This window comes from Streptomyces sp. NPDC127129, assembly GCF_042671585.1.
Lineage (GTDB): Bacteria > Actinomycetota > Actinomycetes > Streptomycetales > Streptomycetaceae > Streptomyces.
Genome location: NZ_JBHXTV010000015.1, coordinates 110,551 through 132,282 on the forward strand (window position 1 = coordinate 110,551; position 21,732 = coordinate 132,282).

23 protein-coding genes and 1 pseudogene are annotated in these 21,732 nt (G+C 71.9%); 20 read left to right on the forward strand and 4 right to left on the reverse strand.

All coding sequences use genetic code 11. The annotated features are described in order from the left end of the window. Positions 1-324: 324 nt before the first annotated feature. Entirely contained in the window at positions 325-2,022 is a 1,698-nt protein-coding gene (locus ACFVGW_RS27130; RefSeq protein ID WP_385853773.1) for a chitinase, read from the reverse strand. 408 nt (positions 2,023-2,430) lie between these two features. Here ACFVGW_RS27130 and ACFVGW_RS27135 point away from each other — a divergent pair, with 408 nt between their 5' ends. The 15 genes and pseudogenes from ACFVGW_RS27135 (at position 2,431) to ACFVGW_RS27205 (ending at position 13,896) form a co-directional block, all read left to right on the forward strand. Next, entirely contained in the window at positions 2,431-3,387 is a 957-nt protein-coding gene (locus ACFVGW_RS27135) for a hypothetical protein (protein ID WP_385853774.1), read from the forward strand. A gap of 33 nt (positions 3,388-3,420) precedes the next feature. After that, a complete protein-coding gene (gene cpaB / locus ACFVGW_RS27140) occupies positions 3,421-4,125 on the forward strand; it encodes a Flp pilus assembly protein CpaB (RefSeq protein WP_383225286.1) in 705 nt (234 codons plus the stop codon). Between the two features lie 7 nt (positions 4,126-4,132). Further along, positions 4,133-5,458, forward strand: coding sequence for a CpaE family protein (locus ACFVGW_RS27145; RefSeq protein WP_385853775.1), 1,326 nt, complete (start codon positions 4,133-4,135; stop codon positions 5,456-5,458). Positions 5,459-5,461: 3 nt separating this feature from the next. Further along, a complete protein-coding gene (locus tag ACFVGW_RS27150; protein WP_352191569.1) occupies positions 5,462-5,836 on the forward strand; it encodes a TadE/TadG family type IV pilus assembly protein in 375 nt (124 codons plus the stop codon). Then, complete coding sequence (locus tag ACFVGW_RS27155; protein WP_385853776.1) at positions 5,833-6,330, forward strand: TadE/TadG family type IV pilus assembly protein; 498 nt, start codon at positions 5,833-5,835, stop codon at positions 6,328-6,330. Before ACFVGW_RS27150 ends, ACFVGW_RS27155 begins: the two co-directional genes overlap by 4 nt. Further along, entirely contained in the window at positions 6,327-7,667 is a 1,341-nt protein-coding gene (locus ACFVGW_RS27160) for a CpaF family protein (protein ID WP_385853777.1), read from the forward strand. Before ACFVGW_RS27155 ends, ACFVGW_RS27160 begins: the two co-directional genes overlap by 4 nt. 30 nt (positions 7,668-7,697) lie before the next feature. After that, positions 7,698-8,639: a type II secretion system F family protein gene (locus ACFVGW_RS27165; protein WP_385853778.1), complete on the forward strand. Its 942-nt coding sequence runs from the start codon at positions 7,698-7,700 to the stop codon at positions 8,637-8,639. 10 nt (positions 8,640-8,649) lie between these two features. Beyond that, positions 8,650-9,537 carry a DUF5936 domain-containing protein gene (locus tag ACFVGW_RS27170; protein ID WP_383225298.1) on the forward strand — a complete coding sequence of 296 codons (888 nt, stop codon included), beginning with the start codon at positions 8,650-8,652 and terminating at the stop codon, positions 9,535-9,537. Between the two features lie 45 nt (positions 9,538-9,582). After that, a complete protein-coding gene (locus ACFVGW_RS27175; RefSeq protein ID WP_383310304.1) occupies positions 9,583-10,284 on the forward strand; it encodes a response regulator in 702 nt (233 codons plus the stop codon). 129 nt (positions 10,285-10,413) lie between these two features. Then, on the forward strand, positions 10,414-10,635 hold the full coding sequence (locus tag ACFVGW_RS27180; RefSeq protein WP_383225303.1) for a Flp family type IVb pilin: 222 nt from the start codon (positions 10,414-10,416) through the stop codon (positions 10,633-10,635). A 41-nt stretch (positions 10,636-10,676) separates the two neighbouring features. Next, positions 10,677-11,318: pseudogene (locus tag ACFVGW_RS27185) on the forward strand (pilus assembly protein TadG-related protein); the annotation flags it as partial. Positions 11,319-11,338: 20 nt separating this feature from the next. Next, entirely contained in the window at positions 11,339-11,920 is a 582-nt protein-coding gene (locus ACFVGW_RS27190) for a hypothetical protein (RefSeq protein WP_385853779.1), read from the forward strand. Positions 11,921-11,931: 11 nt separating this feature from the next. Further along, complete coding sequence (locus tag ACFVGW_RS27195) at positions 11,932-12,534, forward strand: OmpA family protein (RefSeq protein WP_385853780.1); 603 nt, start codon at positions 11,932-11,934, stop codon at positions 12,532-12,534. A gap of 194 nt (positions 12,535-12,728) precedes the next feature. Further along, on the forward strand, positions 12,729-13,337 hold the full coding sequence (locus ACFVGW_RS27200) for a GNAT family N-acetyltransferase (RefSeq protein ID WP_385853781.1): 609 nt from the start codon (positions 12,729-12,731) through the stop codon (positions 13,335-13,337). Positions 13,338-13,350: 13 nt separating this feature from the next. Further along, the gene (locus ACFVGW_RS27205; RefSeq protein WP_385853782.1) at positions 13,351-13,896 is read left to right on the forward strand and encodes a DUF1707 domain-containing protein; all 546 of its coding nucleotides are present in this window, start codon (positions 13,351-13,353) and stop codon (positions 13,894-13,896) included. A gap of 50 nt (positions 13,897-13,946) precedes the next feature. Here ACFVGW_RS27205 and ACFVGW_RS27210 read toward each other — a convergent pair whose 3' ends face one another. Further along, a complete protein-coding gene (locus tag ACFVGW_RS27210) occupies positions 13,947-14,930 on the reverse strand; it encodes an endonuclease domain-containing protein (protein ID WP_385853783.1) in 984 nt (327 codons plus the stop codon). A 124-nt stretch (positions 14,931-15,054) separates the two neighbouring features. On the opposite strand from ACFVGW_RS27210, the gene ACFVGW_RS27215 reads away from it, so the two are divergent. Together ACFVGW_RS27215 and ACFVGW_RS27220 are read left to right on the forward strand one after the other, a co-directional pair. Beyond that, positions 15,055-15,420 (forward strand): hypothetical protein, encoded by a 366-nt coding sequence (locus ACFVGW_RS27215; protein ID WP_385853784.1) that lies wholly within the window; start codon positions 15,055-15,057, stop codon positions 15,418-15,420. 64 nt (positions 15,421-15,484) lie between these two features. Beyond that, positions 15,485-16,681 carry a mannosyltransferase family protein gene (locus ACFVGW_RS27220; protein ID WP_385853785.1) on the forward strand — a complete coding sequence of 399 codons (1,197 nt, stop codon included), beginning with the start codon at positions 15,485-15,487 and terminating at the stop codon, positions 16,679-16,681. Here ACFVGW_RS27220 and ACFVGW_RS27225 read toward each other — a convergent pair. After that, positions 16,653-17,012 carry a DUF192 domain-containing protein gene (locus ACFVGW_RS27225; protein ID WP_385853786.1) on the reverse strand — a complete coding sequence of 120 codons (360 nt, stop codon included), beginning with the start codon at positions 17,010-17,012 and terminating at the stop codon, positions 16,653-16,655. The genes ACFVGW_RS27220 and ACFVGW_RS27225 overlap by 29 nt on opposite strands. 40 nt (positions 17,013-17,052) lie before the next feature. Between ACFVGW_RS27225 and ACFVGW_RS27230 the strand changes: the two genes are divergently transcribed. Both ACFVGW_RS27230 and ACFVGW_RS27235 read left to right on the forward strand, forming a co-directional pair. After that, the gene (locus ACFVGW_RS27230; RefSeq protein ID WP_385853787.1) at positions 17,053-17,949 is read left to right on the forward strand and encodes a prepilin peptidase; all 897 of its coding nucleotides are present in this window, start codon (positions 17,053-17,055) and stop codon (positions 17,947-17,949) included. A 25-nt stretch (positions 17,950-17,974) separates the two neighbouring features. Next, positions 17,975-19,627 carry a DUF2079 domain-containing protein gene (locus tag ACFVGW_RS27235; protein WP_385853788.1) on the forward strand — a complete coding sequence of 551 codons (1,653 nt, stop codon included), beginning with the start codon at positions 17,975-17,977 and terminating at the stop codon, positions 19,625-19,627. 85 nt (positions 19,628-19,712) lie between these two features. Here ACFVGW_RS27235 and ACFVGW_RS27240 read toward each other — a convergent pair whose 3' ends face one another. After that, complete coding sequence (locus ACFVGW_RS27240) at positions 19,713-20,870, reverse strand: winged helix DNA-binding domain-containing protein (protein WP_385853789.1); 1,158 nt, start codon at positions 20,868-20,870, stop codon at positions 19,713-19,715. A 123-nt stretch (positions 20,871-20,993) separates the two neighbouring features. Here ACFVGW_RS27240 and ACFVGW_RS27245 point away from each other — a divergent pair, with 123 nt between their 5' ends. Next, positions 20,994-21,359, forward strand: a complete 366-nt coding sequence (locus ACFVGW_RS27245; RefSeq protein ID WP_383225328.1) for a winged helix-turn-helix transcriptional regulator — start codon at positions 20,994-20,996, stop codon at positions 21,357-21,359. The last annotated feature ends 373 nt before the right edge of the window (positions 21,360-21,732 follow it).

The window sequence follows — 21,732 nt, forward strand, 5'->3', positions numbered from 1 at the left end:
GGGAGTGTGGGGGTGTGCGACAGGCTGTGCGGGTGTCCGGGCACATCGTCCGGCGATGACATGGACGGGTCAAGAGGGAGTTCGGCCATGCCCTCTTGTGCCGTCGCGTCGCACCCGCTCGGTGACCTGAGCCAACCAGCAGATCACACAGGACGGGTGAAAGGCGGTCGGACATGGCGGAGATCGCCCGGGAGGAGGGCGCCGGGGAGGAGGGCGCCGCGAACGCGGACAGCGCCGGGAACGCGGGCAGCGCCGGGAACGCGGACAGCGCCGCCGGGGGAAGCGGCGGCGCTGCTCGCGTGCGCGGGGGTTGGGGGTTAAGGGTTACGGGAGGTTGTGGACGTGCGGCCCGACCGCGTTGGACCAGGCGTTGCCCGCCGTCGCGTCCCAGTTGGTCGACCAGGTCATCGCACCGCGCAGATTCGGCCACGTCTGCGAGGGCTTGAAGGAGCCGCAGCCGGTGCCGCGGGTCAGGCAGTCGAGGGCGTTCTTCACGATCGACGGGTCGACGTAGCCGCTGCCCGCGCCGCGGGTCGAGGCCGGCACGCCGAGCCCGACCTGGGAGGCGTCCAGGCCGCCCTGGAGCTGGATGCAGGCGAGCGCGGTGAGGAAGTCCACCGACCCCTGGCTGTACACCTTGCCGTCGCAGCCGAGCATCGAACCGCTGTTGTAGTACTGCATGTTGACGACCGTCAGGATGTCCTTCACGGCCAGCGCGGTCTTGAAGTACTCGGTGCCCGTGTTCTGCATGTCGATGGTCTGCGGGGCCATCGTGAGCACCATCGACGAACCGGCCTTGGCGGAGAGCTGGCGCAGCGCCTTCGTCAGGTACGTGGAGTTGATGCCGTGCTCCAGGTCGATGTCGACCCCGTTGAAGCCGTACTCCTGCATCAGGGCGTACGCGCTGTCCGCGAAGGCGGTGGCGGAGGCGTCACTGTTGATCGTGACGTTCCCCTTCTCGCCGCCGACCGAGATGACGACCGACTTGCCGGCCGCCTTCTTGGCGGCGACGTCGGCCTTGAAGTCGGCGACGGAGGCGTAGCCGACGGCCGGGTCGAGGTTGAAGACGATCTGGCCGGGTGTGGCCGTCGAGTCGGCGAAGGAGACGGCGATGATGTCGTACTGCGCCTGCACGTCCCGCAGCTTCTGGACGGTGGCCCCGTTGTTGAAGTTCTGCCAGTAGCCGGTCAGGGCGTGCTTGGGCACGGACGGGCCGGGGCCCGGGTTGGTGCCGGTCCGCGCCGAGACGGCGGTGGACCTGGCCGACTCGCCCGCCGCGTTCGTCGCGGAGACCTGGAACTGGTACGAGGTGTTGGCGGCGAGACCGGACACGGTGGCCGAGGTGCCGGAGACGGTCTGCGCGAGGGCGCCGTCGCGGTAGACCTTGTAGCCGGTGGCGCCCGAGACGGCGTTCCAGCTCAGCGCGACCGAGGACGAGGTGACCGTGCCCGCGGCGAGGCCCGCCGGGGTCGACGGGACGACCGGGTCGGGATCGGTGGTGCCGCCGCCGTCGGGGCCGAAGACGGAGACGTCGTCCACGTGGTAGGCGGCCTGGCCGTACCAGCCGTGGGTGTAGACGGTCACCGAGGTGGTGTTCGCGCCGGTGGTGAAGGTGGTGGTCAGCTGCTTCCAGGAGGCGCTGTCGGGGGTCCAGGTGGAGACGTCCGTGGTGCCGGTCCCGGTCGCGCCGAGGTAGGTGTACCCGCCCTGGACCCAGGCGCTCAGCGTGTACGTCGAGTTGGGCTTGACGGTGACGACCTGGCTGCAGCGGGCGTTGTCCTGGCCGGCCGGGGTCGCCCTGAGGGCGCCCGCCCCGGTCCGTACGGGCGAGGAGACGGCGGCGCCGCTGCCCGCCGTACAGGTCCAGTTGGCGGTGCCGGACTCGAAGCCCGCGTTCTTGGCCACGTTGACGTCCGCGGCCTGGGCGGTGCCCGCGCCGCCGACGAGTACGAGCCCGGAGCCGACGGCGAGCGCGAGGGCGCTGCCGATCCATCTGCGCGAGCGTGTGGTGGTGCGGTCCACTTGCTGCCTCCGGTGGGGGAGTGGGGGAGGGGTCGGGAACGGTGGCCACCGCTTGGGGGAACAAGCTGGTCCAGACCAATCGACTTGTCAAGACCTCTGGCGCTGAAGGGGAGTTGACGCGGTGGGCCCCAGGGCCCATGAGCGGGCCCACGGCTGGACCCACGGGTGGACCTACGAGGGGACCCACGGGTGGGCCCACAGGGGGACCCAGGGGCGGACGCCGCGATGGGCCCGGGCGGAGCCCGGTGCCGGGGCCCCGCACGACCCGCCCGGGCCCAGATTTCTCGTTGTGCTTGGCGGATTGTGTGTTCACCACCCCGCGGGACGTGGATAAAGTGCAGAAGCACCGCCGTGCAGTGACGCGGTGAACGCAGTGAGTCATGGGGACATGGGGACGGGGAGCCCGACGTGCCGACAGCGATCGCGGTCACCAGCGCCGATCTGGTGCTGCCACCGACCGACCAGCAGACACCCACCGCCGCCGTCCTGCCCGCACTCGACACCCGGCCGCTCGCCTCCGCCGTCGCCGACCTCCAGCTCCTCCTCGACCGCTACGGCCATGTGATCGTGGTCTGCCCCACCTCCCTGCCGAAGGTGGCCGAACAGCGGCTCCACGCCGGCCGCGCCCTCCTGGAGAGCGACCGGATCGCCCTGGTCAAGACGGACCTGCCGCCCCTCGGCGTCGCCGTCCTCGCCCGGCAGCTGCGCCAGCTGTCCGTCTGCGACTTCAGCCCCGGCGTCGTCGCCTCGGCGGCCCGGCTGCTCGCGCACTACGTCTACGCAGGCGCCGTCCTCGGCTCGGTCGCCAAGCTCGACCGCGTACCCGTCGGCCTGAAGTCGCACCTCAAGGGCTGGCTGCCCGGCTCCCAGTTCGCCGTACTGGCCGGACCCGTCCCGCAGCTCGTCCGCGTCGGGCCGGGGGCCGAACCGCCCACGGGACCCGAGTTCGCCACCCAGCTCCTCCTGGCCAGAGGACACCTGCAGACCGACTGGCCCACCGGCACCCTCGCGCCCCGCTGGCAGGTCCAGGCGGTGCAGGAGGCACCGCTGCCCGCCGAGTCGCCCGGGTGGTGGGGGACGGGGCGGCTGGTCGAGTTCGCCGCGTACCTGTCGGACATCGCCGTCCTCCACCAACTGGTCTCCTCCGTACGGCGGGAGACCTGCCACTGGTGCGGAATGGAACTCATCGGCGACCGCTGCGCCTTCTGCTGCGCCCCGCTGGCCGACGCCGCGACCGCCGGATCCCACGCCACCGGGTCCCGGACCGGCGGATCCCACGCCGCCGGACCGCCCTCCGACAGGTCGCAGCCGCGGGCGCTCCGGTCGTCCCGAGCGCCCCGGGCGCTCACGTCCCCCGTCCGCTGAGCCACACGTACCCCCGATCGAGGTTGTCCGGCAATGAACTCCCGCCAGCGTCGTGGCGTCATCCTGCTGCTGCTGTCCGTCCTGTGCGCCCTCGCTGCCTTCGCCGGTGTCCTCTCGGTGATCGACGACGTGAACTCCAAGGTCGGACCCGAGGTGACGGCGTACCGGATCAAGGACAGGGTGGCGCCCTACACCCCGCTGAAGGCCGGACAGTTCGAGAAGATCTCGATGCCGGAGCGATGGCTCCCGGCCACCGCCGTCACCGACCTCGACCAGATCAACGGCAAGATCGCCGTCACCACGCTCGCCTCCGGCTCGCTCCTCCAATCGGACATGATCGTCGCGCGCCCGGCCCTCCAGCCCGGCCAGCAGGAGATCGCCATCATGATCGACGCGGCCACGGGAGTCGCCGGCAAGATCACCCCTGGCGCCACCGTCAACATCTACGCCACGTTCGCCGGCGAGAAGGGCGGCCAGGCCGCCCAGTCCAAGGTCATCGTGAGCAACGCCCGGGTCCTCGACGTCGGCGAACTCACCCCCATCTCCCAGCGCAACGACCGGACCAGCCGGCCCACCGAAGCCGTCCCGATCACCTTCGCGCTCTCCACCATCGACACCCAGCGCGTCGCCTACGCCGAGTCCTTCGCCGAACACGTCCGGCTCGCCCTCGTCGCGCCCGGCGGCGAGCCCACCCTCGCCCCCGGCGACCGCACCTACACGCTCGACAAGGACAAGTGAGGCCGGTATGACCACCAGGATCCTGCCTGCCGTCGCCGACCCCGACGCGGCCCGCGCCGTCACCAGCCTGCTCAGCCAGCTCCCCGACGCCGAACCCGCCCCGCCCGTCGCCGACTCCACCCAGCTCGTCGACACCCTCGCCCGGCTCGCCGCCGAGTCCGTCGCCGAACTCCCCGAAGTCGTCCTCGTCCACGAGCGGATCGGCCCCGTCCCCGCCCTCGAACTGGTCCGCGAGGTCGCCCTCCGCTTCCCCGCCGTCGGCGTCGTCCTCATCACCGCCGACGCGAGCCCGGTGCTCTTCTCCGCCGCCATGGACTCCGGCGCCCGAGGCCTCGTCACCCTCCCGCTCGGATACGAGGAACTGGCCAGCCGCGTCCAGGCCGCCGCCCAGTGGTCCGTCGGCGTCCGCCGCCACCTCGGCACCGGCGCCGACGTCCTCACCGGCCCCGGCGGCACGGTGGTCACCGTCAGCGGCGCCAAGGGCGGCGTCGGCACCACCGTCACCGCCGTCCAGCTCGCCCTCGCCTCCCGGGCCTCCGGCCGCAACGTGGCCCTCGTCGACATGGACCTCCAGGGCGGCGACATCGCCTCCTACCTCGACGTCCAGTTCCGGCGCTCCGTCGCCGACCTCGCGGCCGTCGACGACATCTCGCCCCGCGTCCTCCAGGACGCCCTGTACGTCCACGAGACCGGCATCGCCCTCCTCCTCGCCCCGGCGGAGGGCGAACGCGCCGAGGACGTCGCCGACCGCTCCGCCCGCCAGATCGTCAGCGCCCTGCGCTCCCGCTACGACGTCGTGGTCGTCGACTGCGGCACGTACCTCAACGGCGCCAACGCGGCCGCCGTCGAGATGGCCGACGCGGCGGTCCTGGTCACCACGCCCGACGTCGTCACCGTGCGGGCGGCGAAGCGGACGGTACGGATGTGGGACCGGCTCCAGATCCGCAAGGCGGAGGAGAGCACCCTCCTGGTCAACCGGTACACCCGGACCACCGAGATCCAGCCCGCACTCATCCAGAAGATCACCGGGACCCGGATGGCGGGCGTCGTGGTCCCCGCCAACTTCAAGGAGCTCCAGGGCGTCGTCGACGCGGGCCGCATGCACGAACTGGACGCCCGCTCCAGCGTGAAGCAGGCCCTCTGGTCCCTCGCGGGCGAACTGGGCCTGGTCGGCACGCCCGGCCAGGACGGGCGCGACGGTCGCGACGGGCATCCCGGGCGGGGCGGCCGCGCCGGCCGGGGCGGGCAGGGCGGGCGCGGCGGGCAGGGCGCGGGCGCGGTCGGGTCGGGAAAGCAGCTCGCCCGGCTGACCCGCGGCAAGGGCGGGCGCTGAGCCATGCCGGCTTCCGGACGTACACCGCGGGACGACAGGGGGCAGGTGGCCGTCGAGTTCCTCGGCATGGTGCCGCTCATCCTGCTCACGCTCGTCCTGCTCTGGCAGTGCGTCCTGGTCGGCTACACCTTCACGCTCGCGGGGAACGCGGCGGACGAGGCGGCCCGGGTCTGCGCGGTGGACGGCGACTACGGCGAGGCGGGGAGGCGGCACGTGGGCGACTCGTGGTCGGCGGACGTGGACTGTGACGCGTCGGGCGACCTCGCCCACGCGAGGGTGAAGCTGAAGGTCCCCGTGCTCTTCCCGGGCGCGATCGACTTCCCCTTCTCGGTGACGAGCGAGGCCGGAGCCGTACGGGAGAAGGGGGCCGGAGGATGACACCGCAGAACACGGCCGCCGGACGGCACGCCGAGGGGGCGGGGCCCCGGGGCGCGACGGGCGAGGCGAGTGCGACGGGTGGTCCGGTCGCGGGCGGGACGACTCACTCGTCCGTGCGCGGTCGCGGGCGCCGCGACCGGGGTCAGGTCGCCGTCGAGTACCTCGGCTTCCTGCCGATCCTGCTGCTCGTCGGCCTCGCCGGCATCCAGCTCGGCATCGCCGCGTACGCCGCCCAGCAGGCCGGCACCGGCGCGCGCGCCGCCGCGCGGGCCGCCACCCACGACGAGGCGACCCTCGGCCCGCAACAGGCCGGCCGCGCCGCGATGAGCGACTGGATCGCCGAACGGAGCGTCGTCACCCCCTCGGAAGGGGACGGCGAGTTCACCGCGACGGTGCGCGTACGGATCCCGTCCGTCGTCCCCTTCTGGGACGGCTTCGGGTCCGTGACGAGGAGCGCCACCCTGCCGCAGCCCGAGGAGGACGAGCAGCCATGAGTCTGCGGGCCCGTATCCACACCCCCGAGGAAGGCGGAGCCGGAACCAGGGAGGACGGCCACCTGGTCGCCTCCTTCCGCGCCAAGCTCCTCGAGGAGATCGACCTCACCGAGATGTCGGCGCTCGCCGCCGCCGAGCGGCGCGCACGGCTCGAACGCGTCCTCGGCCACATCATCAGCCGCGAAGGCCCCGTCCTCTCCACCGCCGAACGGGCGCAGCTGATCCGCCGCGTCGTCGACGAGGCGCTCGGCCTCGGCGTCCTCGAACCCCTCCTCGAAGACGCCTCCATCACCGAGATCATGGTCAACGGCCCCGACCAGATCTACATCGAGCGCGCGGGCCGGGTCGAACTCCTCCCGCTCCGCTTCGCCTCCCACGAGCAGCTGATGCAGACCATCGAGCGGATCGTCTCCACCGTCAACCGGCGGGTGGACGAGTCCAACCCGATGGTGGACGCCCGGCTGCCGTCCGGCGAGCGCGTCAACGTGATCATCCCGCCCCTCTCCCTCACCGGGGCGACCCTGACGATCCGCCGCTTCCCCCGCGCGTACACACTGCGCGAGATGGTCGGCCTCGGCTCGCTCGACGAACAGATGGTCCTGCTGCTCGCCGGACTCGTCCAGGCCAAGTTCAACGTGATCGTCTCCGGCGCCACCGGCACCGGCAAGACCACCCTCCTCAACGCGCTCTCCGAGCTGATCCCGGAGGGCGAACGGGTCATCACCATCGAGGACTCGGCCGAACTCCAGCTCCAGCAGTCCCACGTCATCCGCCTGGAGAGCCGCCCCCCGAACATCGAAGGCCGCGGCCAGGTCACCATCCGCGACCTCGTCCGCAACTCCCTGCGCATGCGCCCCGACCGCATCATCGTCGGCGAGGTTCGCGGCGGCGAGACCCTCGACATGCTCCAGGCCATGTCCACCGGGCACGACGGCTCGCTCGCCACCGTCCACGCCAACTCGGCCGAGGACGCCCTGATGCGGCTCCAGACCCTCGCGTCGATGTCCGAGGTCAAGGTCCCCTTCGAGGCGCTCAGGGACCAGATCAACAGCGCCGTCGACGTCCTCGTCCAGCTCACCCGGCACGCCGACGGCACCCGCCGCGTCACCGAGATCGCCGTCCTGGCGTCGAAGGGACGCGAGCGCTTCACCCTCGCCACCGTCTGCGCCTTCCACGCCCGGCCGCTCGCGGCCGACGGACGGGTCCACGGCGTGTACGCGTACCACCCGCTGCCCCGCCGGGTCGCCGACCGGTTCTACCTGGCCGGCCAGCCGATCCCGCAGGCCTTCGGCGTCGCCGCCTCCGACGACCAGCTCGCCACCCGGGAAGCGAAATGACAGAGGCAGAGGGACGGAGATGAGGCGGAGATGAACCCACTCACCTGGACGGTGACCGGCGTCGCGCTGCTCTGCTGCGTCCTCGGCGTGCTCGGCGTCCACCTGTACGCGCGCGGGGCCGCCGACCGGGCCGCGCTCGTCGCCCGGCTGACCCAGAGCGGCGACCCGGACGGCACCGGCCGCCGCAGACGACGCTTCCGCGGCATCGACCGGCGTCTGCGGCGTACCACGTTCGGACGGAAGCTGGAACTGCGGATCTCCGCCACCGGCCTGGACGTGACACCCGGCGAGTTCGTCGTCGCGATGGCGGTGCTCGTGATCGCGCTGTGGATCGCCGGACAGGCGGCACTCTCCCCGTTCTTCGGCCCGATCTGCGGACTCCTCGGCCTCTGGGTGGCCATGGGCTTCCTCAACTGGCAGCGCCAGAAACGCATCGAGAAGTTCATCAACCAGCTGCCCGAGCTGTCGCGGATCCTCGCCAACGCCACCCAGGCCGGCCTCGCCCTGCGCATGGCGCTCAGCATGGCCGCCGACGAGATGGAGGCACCGGCGGGCGACGAGCTGGAGAAGGTCGCCCAGCAACTCGCCGTCGGCACCTCCATCGACGACGCACTGGGCGAACTCGCCGAACGCCTGCCCTCCCGCGAACTCGTCGTCCTCGTCACCACGCTCGTCCTCGCCAACAAGGCGGGCGGCACCGTCGTCTCCTCGCTGCGCAACCTCACGGAGACGCTGGAGGAGCGCAAGGAGACGCGCAGAGAGGTCCGTACCCAGCTGTCCCAGGTGAGCATGACGGCGTACGCGGTCCCGGTCATCGGCATCGGCTCGCTGCTCCTCATCGACAACATGCAGCCGGGCGCCCTGGACCGGATGACCGGCTCGGGCCTCGGCCAGTTCGCCGTCGTCACCGCCTTCGCGCTGTACGTCGTCGGCTTCGTCATCATCCGCCGCTTCTCGAAGATCGACGTGTGAGGGGCCGGACATGGAACTACTCCTCGCCCTGGCCGCCGGCATCTCGGTCGCCGGCATCTTCTACGGCATCCGCCTCTACCGGGCCGACGCCAAGCTCCCCGACGACCTGCAACTCGCCCTGGAGGTCGGCTCCACCCGTACCGGCGCCGTCTACTCCGTCGTGGACCGGCTCGGCATGCGCTACTCCGCCGCCGTCCTGCGCGCGATGGGACCCAAACGCGTCAACGCCGTCCGCCGCCGCATCGACCTGGCGGGCAACCCCGGCGGGCTGACCATAGACCGGTACGGAGCCCGGCGCGCCGTCTACGGCTTCCTCGGCGGCCTCGGCGGCCTGGTCATGCTCTCCAACGGCGACATCCTCGTCGCGCTGCTGCTCTTCGCCTTCGCCGCGCTCTGGACCGAGGTCGGCATCTGGTCGGCGATCCGCATCCGCAAGGACCAGATCGAGCGGACGCTGCCGGACTTCCTCGACGTCCTGGCGGTCGTGGTGTCGGCGGGACTCGGCTTCCGCCAGGCACTCGAACGGGTGGCGGACCAGTACGAAGGTCCCTGGTCCGACGAACTCCGCATCACACTGCGCCAGATGGACATGGGCGTCAGCAGACGGCAGGCCTTCGACGAACTGCGCCGGCGCAACGACAGCGAGCAGGTGGCCCAGTTCGTCACGGCGCTCCAGCAGGGCGAGGAGCTGGGCGCGCCGATCGTGGAGACGCTGATCCAGATCGCCAACGACATGCGACGGACCGACGCGCAGAACGCCCGCCGCAAGGCGGCGAAGGCGGTCCCGAAGGCCACGATGGTGATCACGACGCTGATGGTCCCGGCGACGATGATCCTGCTGGGCGCGGGTCTGTTCCTGGGCACGGGGACGAACCTCGGCTCGATCACGGGGGAGTGACGCGGTGACGAAGACCCTGCGCGGGGCCGAGGGGGTGGACGCACGATGACGCTGACGGTGGTCGTCGCCGATGACAACCCTGTCGTACGGGCGGGTGTTAGGGCCCTGCTCGACGCCGCCGGCACGGGCATCCGCGTCGTCGCGGAGGCCCCCGACGGCCGCACGGCGATGGACGAGACGCGCCGCCACCGCCCGGACGTGGTCCTCCTCGACGTCCGCATGCCGATCGTGGACGGCCTCACGGCCCTGCCGCACCTGGTGCGGGTGGCGCCGGTGCTGATGCTGACGTACAGCGGCGAGAGCGAGGTGGTCCAGGAGGCGCTGCGACTCGGCGCGGGGGGCTACCTGGTCCACGGCGAGTTCACGGCGGAGGAACTGGTGACGGCGGTCTGCGACGTACGGGCGGGCCGGGCACGCTTCACACCGACGGCGGCGAACGCGTTGGTGGGAGTGGTGCGGGGTGCGACTGCACACGATTGTGGAAGGCCAATCGTCTCGAATCCATTGCGATTTGGCAGAACGACTTCGCAGGTGCAACCGAATGTGGCACGGTTTGGGCTGAGCGTGAGGGAGGGGGAGGTGATGGACTTGATCGCGTCGGGCCTGAACAACCGCCAGATCGCCGGTACATGCTTCATCAGCGAGAAGACGGTCAAGAACCACATCAACCGCATCTTCGCCAAACTCCACGCCACCTCCCGCAGCGAAGCCATAGCAGCCTGGCTGGGCACGCGGGCGGCGTCATGACAGTCACGACCGTCACGACGGCCATGGCAGCCATGGCGAGGTGGGCCCGTGTTTGGGCCTACGGGCCCTGTGGGGAGGAGGGCACGGGGGCGTACGGTGCACGTGCCTACACATCCGGAGGGGACCACCATGAGCGACGAGCTGCTGAAGGCTGTGACGAGGGCGAAGGTCCACTTCGGCGGATGGATGCGCGCAAGGGCGGCGAACGACCGGGACCGGGGCCAGACGGCGGTCGAGTACCTGGGGATCATCGTGGTGGTCGTGGCGATCGTGGTGGCGATCAGCGGGACGAGCATCGGCCAGACGATCAAGACAGCGATCTCGAACAAGATCGCAGACCTCATCGACTAGCACGGGTCGGCGGAGGCAGGGAGGACACCGGGCAGGCTTTCCCGATCTACATCACTGTGATGGCGGGCCTGCTCTTTCTCGCGTTCGCGTACTTCGCCGTCGGCCAGGCCGCGGCGAACCGGAACGGCGCTCAGACCGCGGCAGACGCGGCGGCACTGGCCGCGGCCCAGGACGCTCGTGACCAGCTGCGGGACGGCTGGTTGACGGTCATCCTCGACCCGACGCAATGGAATGACTTCCTCTCGGGCGGCGAGTACGACGAGTACGCCGCGTGCCAGCGCGCGGCTTCGTTCGCCACCAAGAACGACGCGAGCCTCGCGGGCGAAGGGTGTGTCCCGCTCGCCTTCGGAGAGCACGGCTTCCGGGTGGAAGTGCGCAACAGCGACAGCGTCGGACGATCGGTGATCCCGGGTACGGAGAACCAGCACGCCACGGCGACGGCCACCGCCGTCATCGAGCCGCTGTGCTCCTTCGAGGCTCCCGAACCGACCGAGGAACCCGAACCGCCCACTGACCCCGAGCCGGAACCCGACCCGGACCCCGAGCCGGACCCGAGCCCCACGCCGACAGAACCCGCTCCAATCGTCGGTCTCACATGCGACGGTGTTCCATGGACGATCGACCCCGACCGGCCGGAGCTCCCCAGCGCAGCTGACCTCTTCACCGTTCGACTGGCCGACTGACAAGCGAAGGATTCCCGTTCATGAGTGTTCGGTACGCAACGACGGCCCTCAGGGGGTGGGCCGTGGCGGTCACCGCGGCCGGCCTGGTCCTCGGCGTAGCCGGCTGCGGCAGCGAGGACGAGCCTCCGAAGAGTCAGCCGCCCGCGAGTTCTTCGGCTCCCGGCAAGAGCGAAAGCAACGAGAAGCCCCAGTCGGAAGAGCCGGAGGAGACGCTGGCCCTGCTCAAGGGGCAGGACGGCTTCGAGCTGACCATCACCTCCGCCAAGCGTGACCTCGGCGGCTTCATCACCGTAAAGGGACGGCTGACGAACACGTCCGACAAGTCACAGGCTCTTCCCGGCGGAGTGGCGGGGAACGAGACCGAGGTGCTGAAGCACGGCGATTCCCTCGGAGGCGCGACCCTCGTGGACGCCGTCGCGAAGAAGCGCTACTACGTCCTCCGCGACACCGACGGCAGGCCGCTGACCACGACGGGCCTCAACATCTTCCGCGCCGAGACCTCCGCCGAGGTCTTCATGCAGTTCCCCGCCCCCGCAGAACAGACCACCGAGGTCACCTTCCAGCTCCCCACCTTCGAGCCCGGCACCATCAAACTCTCCTGACGGACGCCGCCATGACTCCCCACCGCCTCGTCACCCTCGCCGCCGCCTCCCTTCTCCTCGTCGCCGCGACGGCCACCCCCGTACTCGCCGACGATCCCCCCAACTCCACCTCCAGCGCCTCCCCGCCCCCCGAGATCGACGCCAACTCGCCCGAACTCATGCTTCCCGACGGAGCCACCCTCGCCGCGCCCAAGGTCCTCGACATCAAGCAGGTCGTCGAGGAGGAAGGCGGGGAACAGCGGCGGGAGGACACCAACGTCGACGTGACCTTCGCCCTTCAGGCCGAGGTTCTCTTCGGCAAGGACAGTGCCAAGCTCAGCCCCGCCGCCACCGCCCGCATCGCCGCCATCGCCGTGGAGATCAACAAGCAGAACTCCAGCCGCGTCCGCGTCTTCGGGTTCACCGACAACCTCGGAACGTACGAGCACGGCCTCAAGCTCTCCAAGCAGCGCGCCGACGCCGTGCAGCAGGAGCTGTCCAAGACGCTCGACCCGGGCAAGACCTTCGACATCCGCGGGTACAGCGAGGACTACCCGATCGCCGACAACGCCACCGAGGAAGGCCGCACCAAGAACCGCCGCGTCGAGATCTCCTTCCCCCGCACCACCTCCTAGAGGAACTGCCCAAGAGGCTGGTGTTCGCGGCGAGTTCGCCGACGATCGTCACGTACAGTGCGATGGCGCGGGAGTCTCGAGTCGGTCTTCACACGCCGACCGGCCATGGGGGCTCCCTCGCCTCATGTCGGCAGGCGTGTCTCGGGGTGGGCTCAATGTTGGCGACCGCACGGTTGTGGGCCGAAGGCTGGGCCGTGTCCCGAGGGGCACCCAAGCCGGTCGACGTGGACTGGGGACTCCGTATCGACGTCGGACAGCCCACTCAGGTCGTCCGGCACGTCCTCCTCGACGCCGACGCCGACGCCGGCGCCGACGGAACCGCCCGCCGGCTCATCGGCACGATCACCGAGCCCACCACGTGCATCAAGGCCTTCCTCCCCCAGGACGTCATGGATCCCTGGTTCTCGTCCGCCTGGGAACCTACCGACCCCTGCTACCTGATGGCCGTCGATCTGCGGCCCTCGCGCGTTCACGCGCCCGATGGGTACACCGCCACCGTCGACACCGCCAACGGCGTCATCTACGTGCGGATCCTGAGCGCCGACGGGGAACTTGCCGCGGGCGGCCAGACCGGTCTGACCGGTACCGCCTGCGTGTTCGACCAGATCGTCACCGAACCGGCCCACCAGCGCCGTGGCCTCGGGACGATGGTGATGGGCACACTCGCCAACGCGGCCATCGAGAACGGGGTGTCCACCGGCATTCTCGGCGCGACCGTCCAGGGCAAGGCCCTCTACGAAGCGCTCGGCTGGAAGGTCCTCTCACCCTTGAACGGATTCGTGTACCAACCCGTCGCCCCGTGAGTAGGGTGCCGAGGTGACCGCATTGCCGGAAGAGCAACCGCGCCGACCGATCAGTGAAGACGACCGCGACACGGCTGTACGGCGCCTGCAGGAGGCGTACGCCGACGGGCACGTGTCGCACGAGGATCTGGACGAGCGCCTTCACCAGGTGCTCACCGTCACGACGCACCGCGAGCTCGCGTCCGCTCTGGCCTCGCTCCCGGAGGAGCGGGCGGAGACGACGTCCACGATCGGCGCCGCGAGCGGGCGGATCAAACGGCGTGGTGCGTGGCGGGTTCCGCGGCGGCTGAAGGTCGAGTCCGCGTTCGGCCGGGTGCGTCTGGACCTGTCCCGGGCGGTCATCGAGCATGCGACGGTCGACATCGAACTCCAACTCGGCACCGGCAGAGCCAAGATCACGGTGCCGCGCGACGCGATCGTCGACGTCGAGGGGCTGCATACCGGGTGGAAGGACGTGCGCTACAAGCCCCGGAGCGGCTCCCTCTCCACCGGCCCCACGATCCGGATCTCCGGGGCCATGGGGTACGGGCGTCTGAAGATCCGCCATGCGAAGCGCTGAGCGCCCGTGACCACCTGCCTCATCCCGCCGCCCGCCCTGCTGAGCTCTGCTCAGGTGCCCAACTGCCCCAGCACCCCCACGATCGTCGCGATCACGGCCTCCGGGCGGAGGAACACGTCCCGCGCCGTGAAGCGCAGGACCCGGCGGACCTCCCGGCAGTCCGCGAGGTCGTTGTAGCGGCGGATGTCCCGGTCGTGTGCCTGACGGCTGCCGTGGAACGCGTAACCCTCGATCTCGACCGCCAGGCCGTGCGCGCGGAAGAGGAAGTCGGGGCGCAGGGAACGGCCCCCGCGGGTGTGGAGCAGCGGCTGGGACTCGGGGCGCAGGCCCGCGTCCCGCATACGGAGGCGGGCGACCGTCTCCGCCGGGGAGCCGCACGCCGGGTCGGCGAACGGCAGCCAGCGGCGGGCCCGGGTCGCGCCCGGCCGGGGCGCGGACAGCTCGGCCACCAGCTCCTCGCGGTGGACGAGCGGCTCGCGGCGGACGCCCCGGACCGTGCGGCGCGACAGGGCCGAGTCCGCGACCACGACCGCGTGCTCGCGGGTGCCGCAGCTCCGTATCAGGTCGCCGACCGTCCGCGCGGGGCTCGTCGCCCGCAGGCCCCCGCGCATGACGCAGTCGCCGGTGGCGAGGAACTCCGTGGAGTGGACGCGCACTCCCTCGGCGGTACGGGAGGACCGGCCCGGACGCGGCACGGTGAAGTCCAGCACCTCCGGGCCATCCAGCCCCACCGGGGGCCCCACCCCCACCCCCCTCCCCCCGATCCCCCCGAGCACCTCGATCCGGTGCAGTGCCGCCGCCGTGCCGTGGCTGCACACCAGCTCCGGTCGGAGCAGCTGGTGGGCTCTGGCGCGGACGCGCCAGTCGACCTCCTTGCCGGGGGCCGCCCAGGCTCCCTGGCAGATGCGCTGCCATCCGTCCGCGCGGAGCCGTCTCGTCGCCCGGCCCCGCGACCAGCCCGCTCCGTACGCCCACACCGTGAGGAGCACCCCGCCCCGGGCGACCCTCACCAGCTCCTCCGTCTCTCCTCTCATGCCCCAACGATCCACGGACGGGCGAACGTTCGCACCCCCTGTGGATAACTTGTGCCTCTATGCCGCATCCTGGTCGGAACGGGCGGAACGGGCGCCGGGACTGCTGCTGCGAAGTGGACTGCCGATGGAAACGACATCCCCCAGCGTGCGACTGGTCAGCGATCTTGTGACGCGGATCCCCGAGTTCCGGGACGCGTACGACGACCACGTCTTCAGCCAGGGTGGCGTGCTCCCGCACGTGTTCTTCTGGGACGTCGTCCAGAACACCGTGCGCTCGTTCCTCGGGGAGGACCCGGCGGCCGCCGACTGGCGACGCACGCTGGACTTCCTGGAGGAGCAGAGCGCCCGCGGGGAGTTCGGTGTCGACGAGGTCATCGTCACCTCGTTCCTCAACGACCTGCCGTACCCCCATGAGCCCGGACACGCCATCGTCCGGGAGCTCGGCCCGGTCATGGCCGCGCGCTTCGTCCGCATCCGCCCCGCGGGGTAGGCAGGCTCCGGACCGCCTCGGGCGGGTCACCGACCGATGCCGGCCGCCGGACATAATCGAGCGCATGTCCCCAGACCGGCCCCGTTCACCCGGCTCACCCAGCTCACCGGGCTCACCCAGCTCTCCCGCCACGCCCAGCACAACCAGCACAAGCAGCACAACCAGCTGGACCCGTTCACCCGATTCGCCCGCCGTCGCCCTCGGTGGCTACGCCGCCACCCGCCTCATCGGCCTCGCGATCCTCGCCCTCGCCGCCGTCGCGACCGGCAAGGACGGGCTGCACCGGCTTTCGGGCCGCTGGGACTCCGTCTGGTACGTCCGGATCGCCGAGAACGGTTACGGGTACGAGGTCACCCTCCCCAACGGCAGCGTCCACTCCGACCTGGCGTTCTTCCCCCTCTTCCCGGCGCTCGAACGGGCCCTGTCCACGGTCCTCCCCGTCGACGCCGCCACCGCAGGCCTCCTCGTCTCATGGACCGCCTCGCTCGCCGCCGCCTGGGGCATCTACGCGGTCGGCTCCCATGTCGCGGGCCGGCCGGCCGGTGTCGTGCTGGCCGTCCTCTGGGGCGTGTACCCGACCGCGTTCGTGCAGTCGATGGCGTACACCGAGACGCTCTTCACCGCCCTGGCCGCCTGGTCGGTCCTGGCCGTGCTGCGCGGCCGCTGGATCCTCGCCGGAGCGCTGTGCGCGTTGGCCGGGCTGACCCGGCCGACGGCCGCCGCGCTGATCGCCGCCCTCGGGATCACGGCCCTCGTCACCGTCGTACGCGAACGGAAGCTGTCCGCGCACATGGTGGCGGGCGTCCTCCTCGCGCCCCTGGGCTGGCTCGCGTACATCGTCTACGTCGGTGTGCGCGAGGGCAGCGCCACGGCGTACTTCGACGTCCAGGCGGCCTGGGGGAACTCCATCGACGGCGGTGTCGCCCTCGCCCGCTTCATCTGGGGCCTGCCGCCGCTCGCCGCGCTCGGCCTGTGCGCGGCGCTCGGCCTGCTCAGCTGGCTGGTCGTGCTGTGCGTACGGCAGAAGCAGCCGCTGCCGCTGCTCGTGTACACGATCGGGGTCGTCGTCGTCTCGCTCATCGGCGCCGCGTACTTCGGATCCCGGCCGCGTCTGATGATGCCCGCGTTCGGCCTTCTGCTGCCGGCCGCGGCGGCGCTCGTACGGCTCCGCGTGCGCAGCCGGGTCCTGGTGCTCACCGGCCTCGCGCTCGCGTCGGGCGCGTACGGCGCGTTCACGCTGCTGGGGTCGGGACCGCCGTGACCCGGGCGCCCTTGCGCAGGCCCCAGTCCGCCATGGCTCCGCCCTCGGCCTCCAGGACGTGCCGGGCGCGCGGGCGCACCATGCCGAGGCGTCCCGGTCTCATGGTCACCACGGCGAGGACCGTGAGGTCCCGGTCGAGGTAGGCCACGTCGATGGTGAAGCGCATCCCGAAGGTGTGGATGCTGTTGGTCGGGGTGATGAGCATCGCGCCCTCGATCCCGTCCCGGCCGAGCAGGCCTCTTCGGCGTGCCCGGTAGGTGGCCGCGATCTCCAGCCCGACCTGCCCCGTGGGTACGGTCAGCGTTCCCGTCCCGTCCTGCCATCTCCCCATGGGGGAGACGGTAGCGGTGCGGCTGGGTAGGGTGCGGCGGGTGTTCGTCACGCTGATCGCCGTCGCCGCGCTGTGGGGTGCCGCCACCGGGCTGTTGGTGCCGCGTGCCGCGTACCGGCTGTCGGTCGAGCCGGAGGAGTCGTGGCGGGACACCTGCGGGGCGGGTCACGCGTGGGTGGGGCCGGCGCGCGGCTGGCTCGGCGCTCCGGCGTGCGCGGCCTGTGCGGCCTGCGTGGCTCAACCCTCCGAGTCCGGACCGGTGGCACCCGCCTCCTCCCCGCGCCGCCGCACCCTCCGGCTCCGTACCTCCGTCACCGCCCCGCGTCGCGCCGTCACCGCCCCGCGTCGCTCCGCCGGCACCGCCCCACGTCGCACCGCGCTCACGGTCCCCCTCCGTACCGCCCTCACCGCGCCCGTCCTCACCGCCCTCGCCTGTGCCGCTCTCGCGGCCGTCACCGGGCCGCGCCCCGAGCTCGCCGTCTGGTTGCTCCTCGCGCCGTTCGGCGTGCTCCTCGCCACCGTGGACGTGCGCGTGCACCGGCTGCCCGACCCGCTCACGCTGCCGCTCGCGGCCGCCGTCCCGCTGCTCCTGTCGGGCGCCGAACTGCTGCCGTACGACGCCGGCTCCTGGGTTCACGCGCTGCTCGGTGGAGTCGCTCTGGGCGGCGGGTATCTCGTGCTGTTCCTGATCCGTCCGAGTGGCATGGGCCTGGGCGACGTCAAGCTCGCGCTCTGCGTCGGCGCGGCTCTGGGCTGGTACGGCTGGGGTGTTCTCTTCGTCGGTACGTTCGCGGCCTTCTTCGCGGGTTCGCTGTACGGGCTCGGTCTCGTCGTCCTCCGGCGGGGGAGCCGGAAGTCGGCCATCCCCTTCGGGCCGTTCATGATCGGCGGGGCCCTGGTCGGGCTGCTCCTCGGCGCGCTCTCCGCCTCGCCCTGAGGTCCGCGGCCTAGCATTCAGACACATGCGGACAATGAATGACAAACTGCCCGTGGTGTCGCAGCGGGAGGCCACTCCGCCTCCCGTCCCCTGGTACCGGAGGCCCGCCGTCCTCCCCTGGGCGTGGGCCGCGGGCCTGTGTCTCGTCTACGCGACCGTCGCCGTACGCCGCCACCAGCTCCTGCGGACCACCGGCTACGACCTGGGCATCTTCGAGCAGGCCGTCCGCGCCTACGCCGAACTCCGCGCACCCGTCGTCCCTTTGCGCGGCCCCGGCTTCCACCTGCTGGGCGACCACTTCCACCCTCTGCTCGCCGCCCTCGCGCCCTTCTACCGCCTCTGGCCGTCGCCCCTCTGTCTGCTCGTCGCCCAGTCGGCCCTGCTCGCCCTCGCCGTCGTCCCCCTCGCCCGCTGGGCGCGGCGCGCGCTCGGCACCCGGGCCGCGCACGTGGTGGCCGCCGGGTACGGGCTCAGCTGGGGCGTCGCCTCCGCGGCCGCCTTCGACTTCCACGAGGTCGCGCTGGCCGTGCCGCTTCTCGCATTCGCGCTCGAAGCGCTCGGGCGCCGGCGCTGGGGTGTCGCCGTGGCCTGGGCGGCGCCGCTGCTCCTCGTCAAGGAGGACCTCGGGCTGACGCTTGCCGCCGTCGGCTTCTACATCGCCGTGAAGGGGCCCCGGCGGCTCGGGGCCGCGACGGCGGCGGTCGGTCTGCTGGGCTCGCTGATCGAGGTCAAGCTGCTGCTGCCGGCGTTCAACCCGGGCGGCGCCTACGCGCACGGCGGGCACCTGGCCGACGGGCACGGCTCGCTGCTCTCCACCCTCGCCCACGCCCCGCTCGACGCCCTGCGCCCGGACATCAAGGCGATGACCCTGATCCTGGTCTTCGCCCCGTCCGCGCTGCTCGCCCTGCGCTCCCCGCTCTCGCTGATCGCCGTGCCCACGCTCGGCTGGCGGATGTTCTCGGAGAACACCTTCCACTGGGGCACGGCGTACCACTACAGCGCGATCCTCATGCCGGTCGTCTTCGCCGGCCTGATCGACGTCCTCGGCCGCGAACGGCAGACCGGGAAGCCGCCGTCCCCCGATGCGCCGCCCGCCGGAGCCACGTCTCCCGGCAGGGCCCCCGCCCCCGTCGTGTCCGCCGGTGCCACGGCGGACTCGGCGCCGCCCGCCACCTCCTTGCCGGACACGGTGTCCCTCACCGGTACCCGTACCGCGTCCGCCCGGAACGTACGTGCCTCGCTCGCCATCGTTCTCGCCGTGACCGTGGTGATGATCCCGTCCTTCCCCCTGGCCCAGCTCGCCCAGCGGCCCACCTGGCGGACCACCCCGCACATCGAGGCCGCACGGGCGCTGCTCGCCCGCATCCCGGACGGCGCCACCGTCGCTGCCTCCAACCGGCTGGCCCCGCAGCTCACTTCGCGCTGCGAGGTCGTGGTCTTCCCGACCTTCCCGGTCGACACCCGTCTCGACCTCCGGGAGACGGGTCCGCTGCCGGCCCCGACGGCCGAGTGGATCGTCTACGACGCCGTACCGCCGGAGGCCTGGCCCCAGCAGAGCGGCCCGTGGCCGTACCCGAAGGAGCAGCAGGAGAGGGAGCTGAGGGCGGCGCGGGAGTCGCACGGCTACGAGGTCGTGGCCGCCCGCGACGGCGTCACGCTCCTGCGCCGCGCCTCCTAGGTCGTGTCCGGAAAGTCTCGCCTGGCTCGCGGGGCGCCGGGGGCGCCCGCTCTTCGGGCGGACGGCGCTGCTCTCACGACACGCCCTAGGCGTGCGGACCCACCGTCACCGTGCCCACCACCAGTTCCGGCCGGCCCTCCAGGATCGTCGCCACGCGGTCGGCCTGGGCCTCCACGTCCCGGAGGCGGGCCGCGCTCAGCGGTTTCAGCGGCTCGACCGTCACCGTGATCCGCTTCCCCGAGCGCCGCTGGTGCCAGACCCCCGCGACGGTTCCGTCCACGAGGAGCACCGGGTAGTTCCCGGCCTGGCCGCCTGCCAGCGCCCGCCCGTGGGCGGCCCCCGGGAAGAGCCGTTCGCGCGGCTGCGAGGCGATGGTGAAGGCGTCGAAGTACGGCAGCAGCCGCACCCCGCGCGCGGGCCGCGCGTCCGGGAAGCCGGTGTCCCCGGCGACGACCCAGCCGGTCGCGCCGTCGAAGGACACCTCCTCGATCCGGTCGTCCGCGGCCAGCGTGGCGAAGAGCCCGGTCGCCCAGCCCGCCGGCGCTGCCAGCCACTTCGCGAAGTTCTGCGGGGACGCCGGGCCGTAGGCGTACAGATAGCGTTCCACCAGCTCGCGCAGGGCCGCCGTGCCCTCGGCCGGACGCACCCCCGGGTTGGTGTACGTGACCTTGCGGCCCCGGTCCCGGCCGAAGCACAGCACCCCGCGGTGTCCCGCCAGGTGGGTGACCTGCCGCCAGCGGGGCCACTTGTCCTGGAAGGCCTCCATCACGCGCTCGCCGGCCCAGGGCCCTGTGCGCGCCACGACGGCGTCGTTCAGTTCGTCGACGGTCAGCTCGGTGTCCGTCAGGGCGTCCGCGACGGCGGCCAGGACCTGGTCCGTCTGCTCGGCCGTCATCCGTACGTCCGGCGGCATCGGGCTCGCCCCGCCGGGGATCGCCGACAGGGCGCCGGTCCACATCGGCAGGTCGGCGGCGGGAAGCAGATGGACCGTTCCGCGCGGGCCGTACGTCTTGACCAGCGTGCCGGTCTCCCACAGGGCCGTCCGTACGTCCGCCCGGGTGGTGTCGGCGGTGCGCAGGGCGAGGGACAGCTCCGCCGCGGACAGGACCTGGGCGTGTGCGCCGAGCATCGCGGCGGCGACCGCCGCCGGCGGGGCGTCCGTCGGCTCGTCCAGGAACTGCCGGTGGATCCTGCGGGCGTCGGCCTGCGCCCAGGTGACCTGTGGTGGGGTGGAGGTCGTCATGCGTCGACCGTAGGCCCGGAATAGGTCAGGTCCTGTCCGCCTTGGCCGAGTAGGCGGAGAGTCGAAGGGCTGAAGGCCGGCGCGTCGACGCGTCGAAGAGCCGCGATGAGACGAGGAGTTGGGATGGCCAAGGGGAAGACGACGTACGGCTGCGGGATCGAGGTGGCCGTCGACGTGGTCGGGGGGAAGTGGAAGCCGCTGATCCTGTGGGCTCTGCACGCGCACGGCGCCATCCGCTTCGGGGAGCTGAGGCGGCAGATCACGGGCGTCAGCGAGAAGGTGCTGATCCAGCAGCTGCGGGAGCTGGAGGCGGACGGGGTCGTCCACCGGGAGGTCTACCCGGAGGTTCCGCCCCGGGTGGAGTACTCCCTCACGGGGCTGGGCGAGGCACTGAACACCGCGCTGATGCCGCTGGGGGAGTGGGGCGACCGCTTCATGGCCGACATCCTCGCCGCCAAGGAGGCCCAGAGGTCCGCGGAGGCCGCGTGACCGGGCGTGCCGTCAACCGGGGGCCCTTCGGTGCGGGTCCCTCTTGGGAGGTACGGAACCCGCCGCCACGCCGGGGCGCAAACCCGCCAGCGCGCCCCAAGGGCCTTGTCCCGACTGGGCTCCGCGTCATCCGGTCCAGGTCGTCGGCACCGCTTGGCACGCAGCAGGGCTTCTGAAGGGTTATGGTGGAAACCCCCCCTCGGGCCGGTCCGTATCCCCCCCACGGACCGGCCCGTTTTCTTTCCCCCGGGCCTGGTGCGGCGGCCTCCCGGCCCCGCTTTCCGGCCGGTGCCAGGTCTCCCGGCCGGTGCCAGGCCTCTCCCGGCGCCAGGTCTCCCGCCCGGCTGTGTCGCCCTCGCGGGCCGGCCCCGTC

What these genes read in the sequence shown, in the direction of transcription:
- cpaB (WP_383225286.1), top strand. Translation starts at nt 3,421, where the DNA reads ATGAACTCCCGCCAGCGTCGTGGCGTCATCCTGCTGCTGCTGTCCGTC.
- ACFVGW_RS27145 (WP_385853775.1), top strand. Translation starts at nt 4,133, where the DNA reads ATGACCACCAGGATCCTGCCTGCCGTCGCCGACCCCGACGCGGCCCGC.
- ACFVGW_RS27150 (WP_352191569.1), top strand. Translation starts at nt 5,462, where the DNA reads ATGCCGGCTTCCGGACGTACACCGCGGGACGACAGGGGGCAGGTGGCC.
- ACFVGW_RS27155 (WP_385853776.1), top strand. Translation starts at nt 5,833, where the DNA reads ATGACACCGCAGAACACGGCCGCCGGACGGCACGCCGAGGGGGCGGGG.
- ACFVGW_RS27160 (WP_385853777.1), top strand. Translation starts at nt 6,327, where the DNA reads ATGAGTCTGCGGGCCCGTATCCACACCCCCGAGGAAGGCGGAGCCGGA.
- ACFVGW_RS27165 (WP_385853778.1), top strand. Translation starts at nt 7,698, where the DNA reads ATGAACCCACTCACCTGGACGGTGACCGGCGTCGCGCTGCTCTGCTGC.
- ACFVGW_RS27170 (WP_383225298.1), top strand. Translation starts at nt 8,650, where the DNA reads ATGGAACTACTCCTCGCCCTGGCCGCCGGCATCTCGGTCGCCGGCATC.
- ACFVGW_RS27175 (WP_383310304.1), top strand. Translation starts at nt 9,583, where the DNA reads ATGACGCTGACGGTGGTCGTCGCCGATGACAACCCTGTCGTACGGGCG.
- ACFVGW_RS27180 (WP_383225303.1), top strand. Translation starts at nt 10,414, where the DNA reads ATGAGCGACGAGCTGCTGAAGGCTGTGACGAGGGCGAAGGTCCACTTC.
- ACFVGW_RS27190 (WP_385853779.1), top strand. Translation starts at nt 11,339, where the DNA reads ATGAGTGTTCGGTACGCAACGACGGCCCTCAGGGGGTGGGCCGTGGCG.
- ACFVGW_RS27195 (WP_385853780.1), top strand. Translation starts at nt 11,932, where the DNA reads ATGACTCCCCACCGCCTCGTCACCCTCGCCGCCGCCTCCCTTCTCCTC.
- ACFVGW_RS27210 (WP_385853783.1), bottom strand. Translation starts at nt 14,930, where the DNA reads ATGAGAGGAGAGACGGAGGAGCTGGTGAGGGTCGCCCGGGGCGGGGTG.
- ACFVGW_RS27215 (WP_385853784.1), top strand. Translation starts at nt 15,055, where the DNA reads ATGGAAACGACATCCCCCAGCGTGCGACTGGTCAGCGATCTTGTGACG.
- ACFVGW_RS27220 (WP_385853785.1), top strand. Translation starts at nt 15,485, where the DNA reads ATGTCCCCAGACCGGCCCCGTTCACCCGGCTCACCCAGCTCACCGGGC.
- ACFVGW_RS27225 (WP_385853786.1), bottom strand. Translation starts at nt 17,012, where the DNA reads ATGGGGAGATGGCAGGACGGGACGGGAACGCTGACCGTACCCACGGGG.
- ACFVGW_RS27235 (WP_385853788.1), top strand. Translation starts at nt 17,975, where the DNA reads ATGCGGACAATGAATGACAAACTGCCCGTGGTGTCGCAGCGGGAGGCC.
- ACFVGW_RS27240 (WP_385853789.1), bottom strand. Translation starts at nt 20,870, where the DNA reads ATGACGACCTCCACCCCACCACAGGTCACCTGGGCGCAGGCCGACGCC.
- ACFVGW_RS27245 (WP_383225328.1), top strand. Translation starts at nt 20,994, where the DNA reads ATGGCCAAGGGGAAGACGACGTACGGCTGCGGGATCGAGGTGGCCGTC.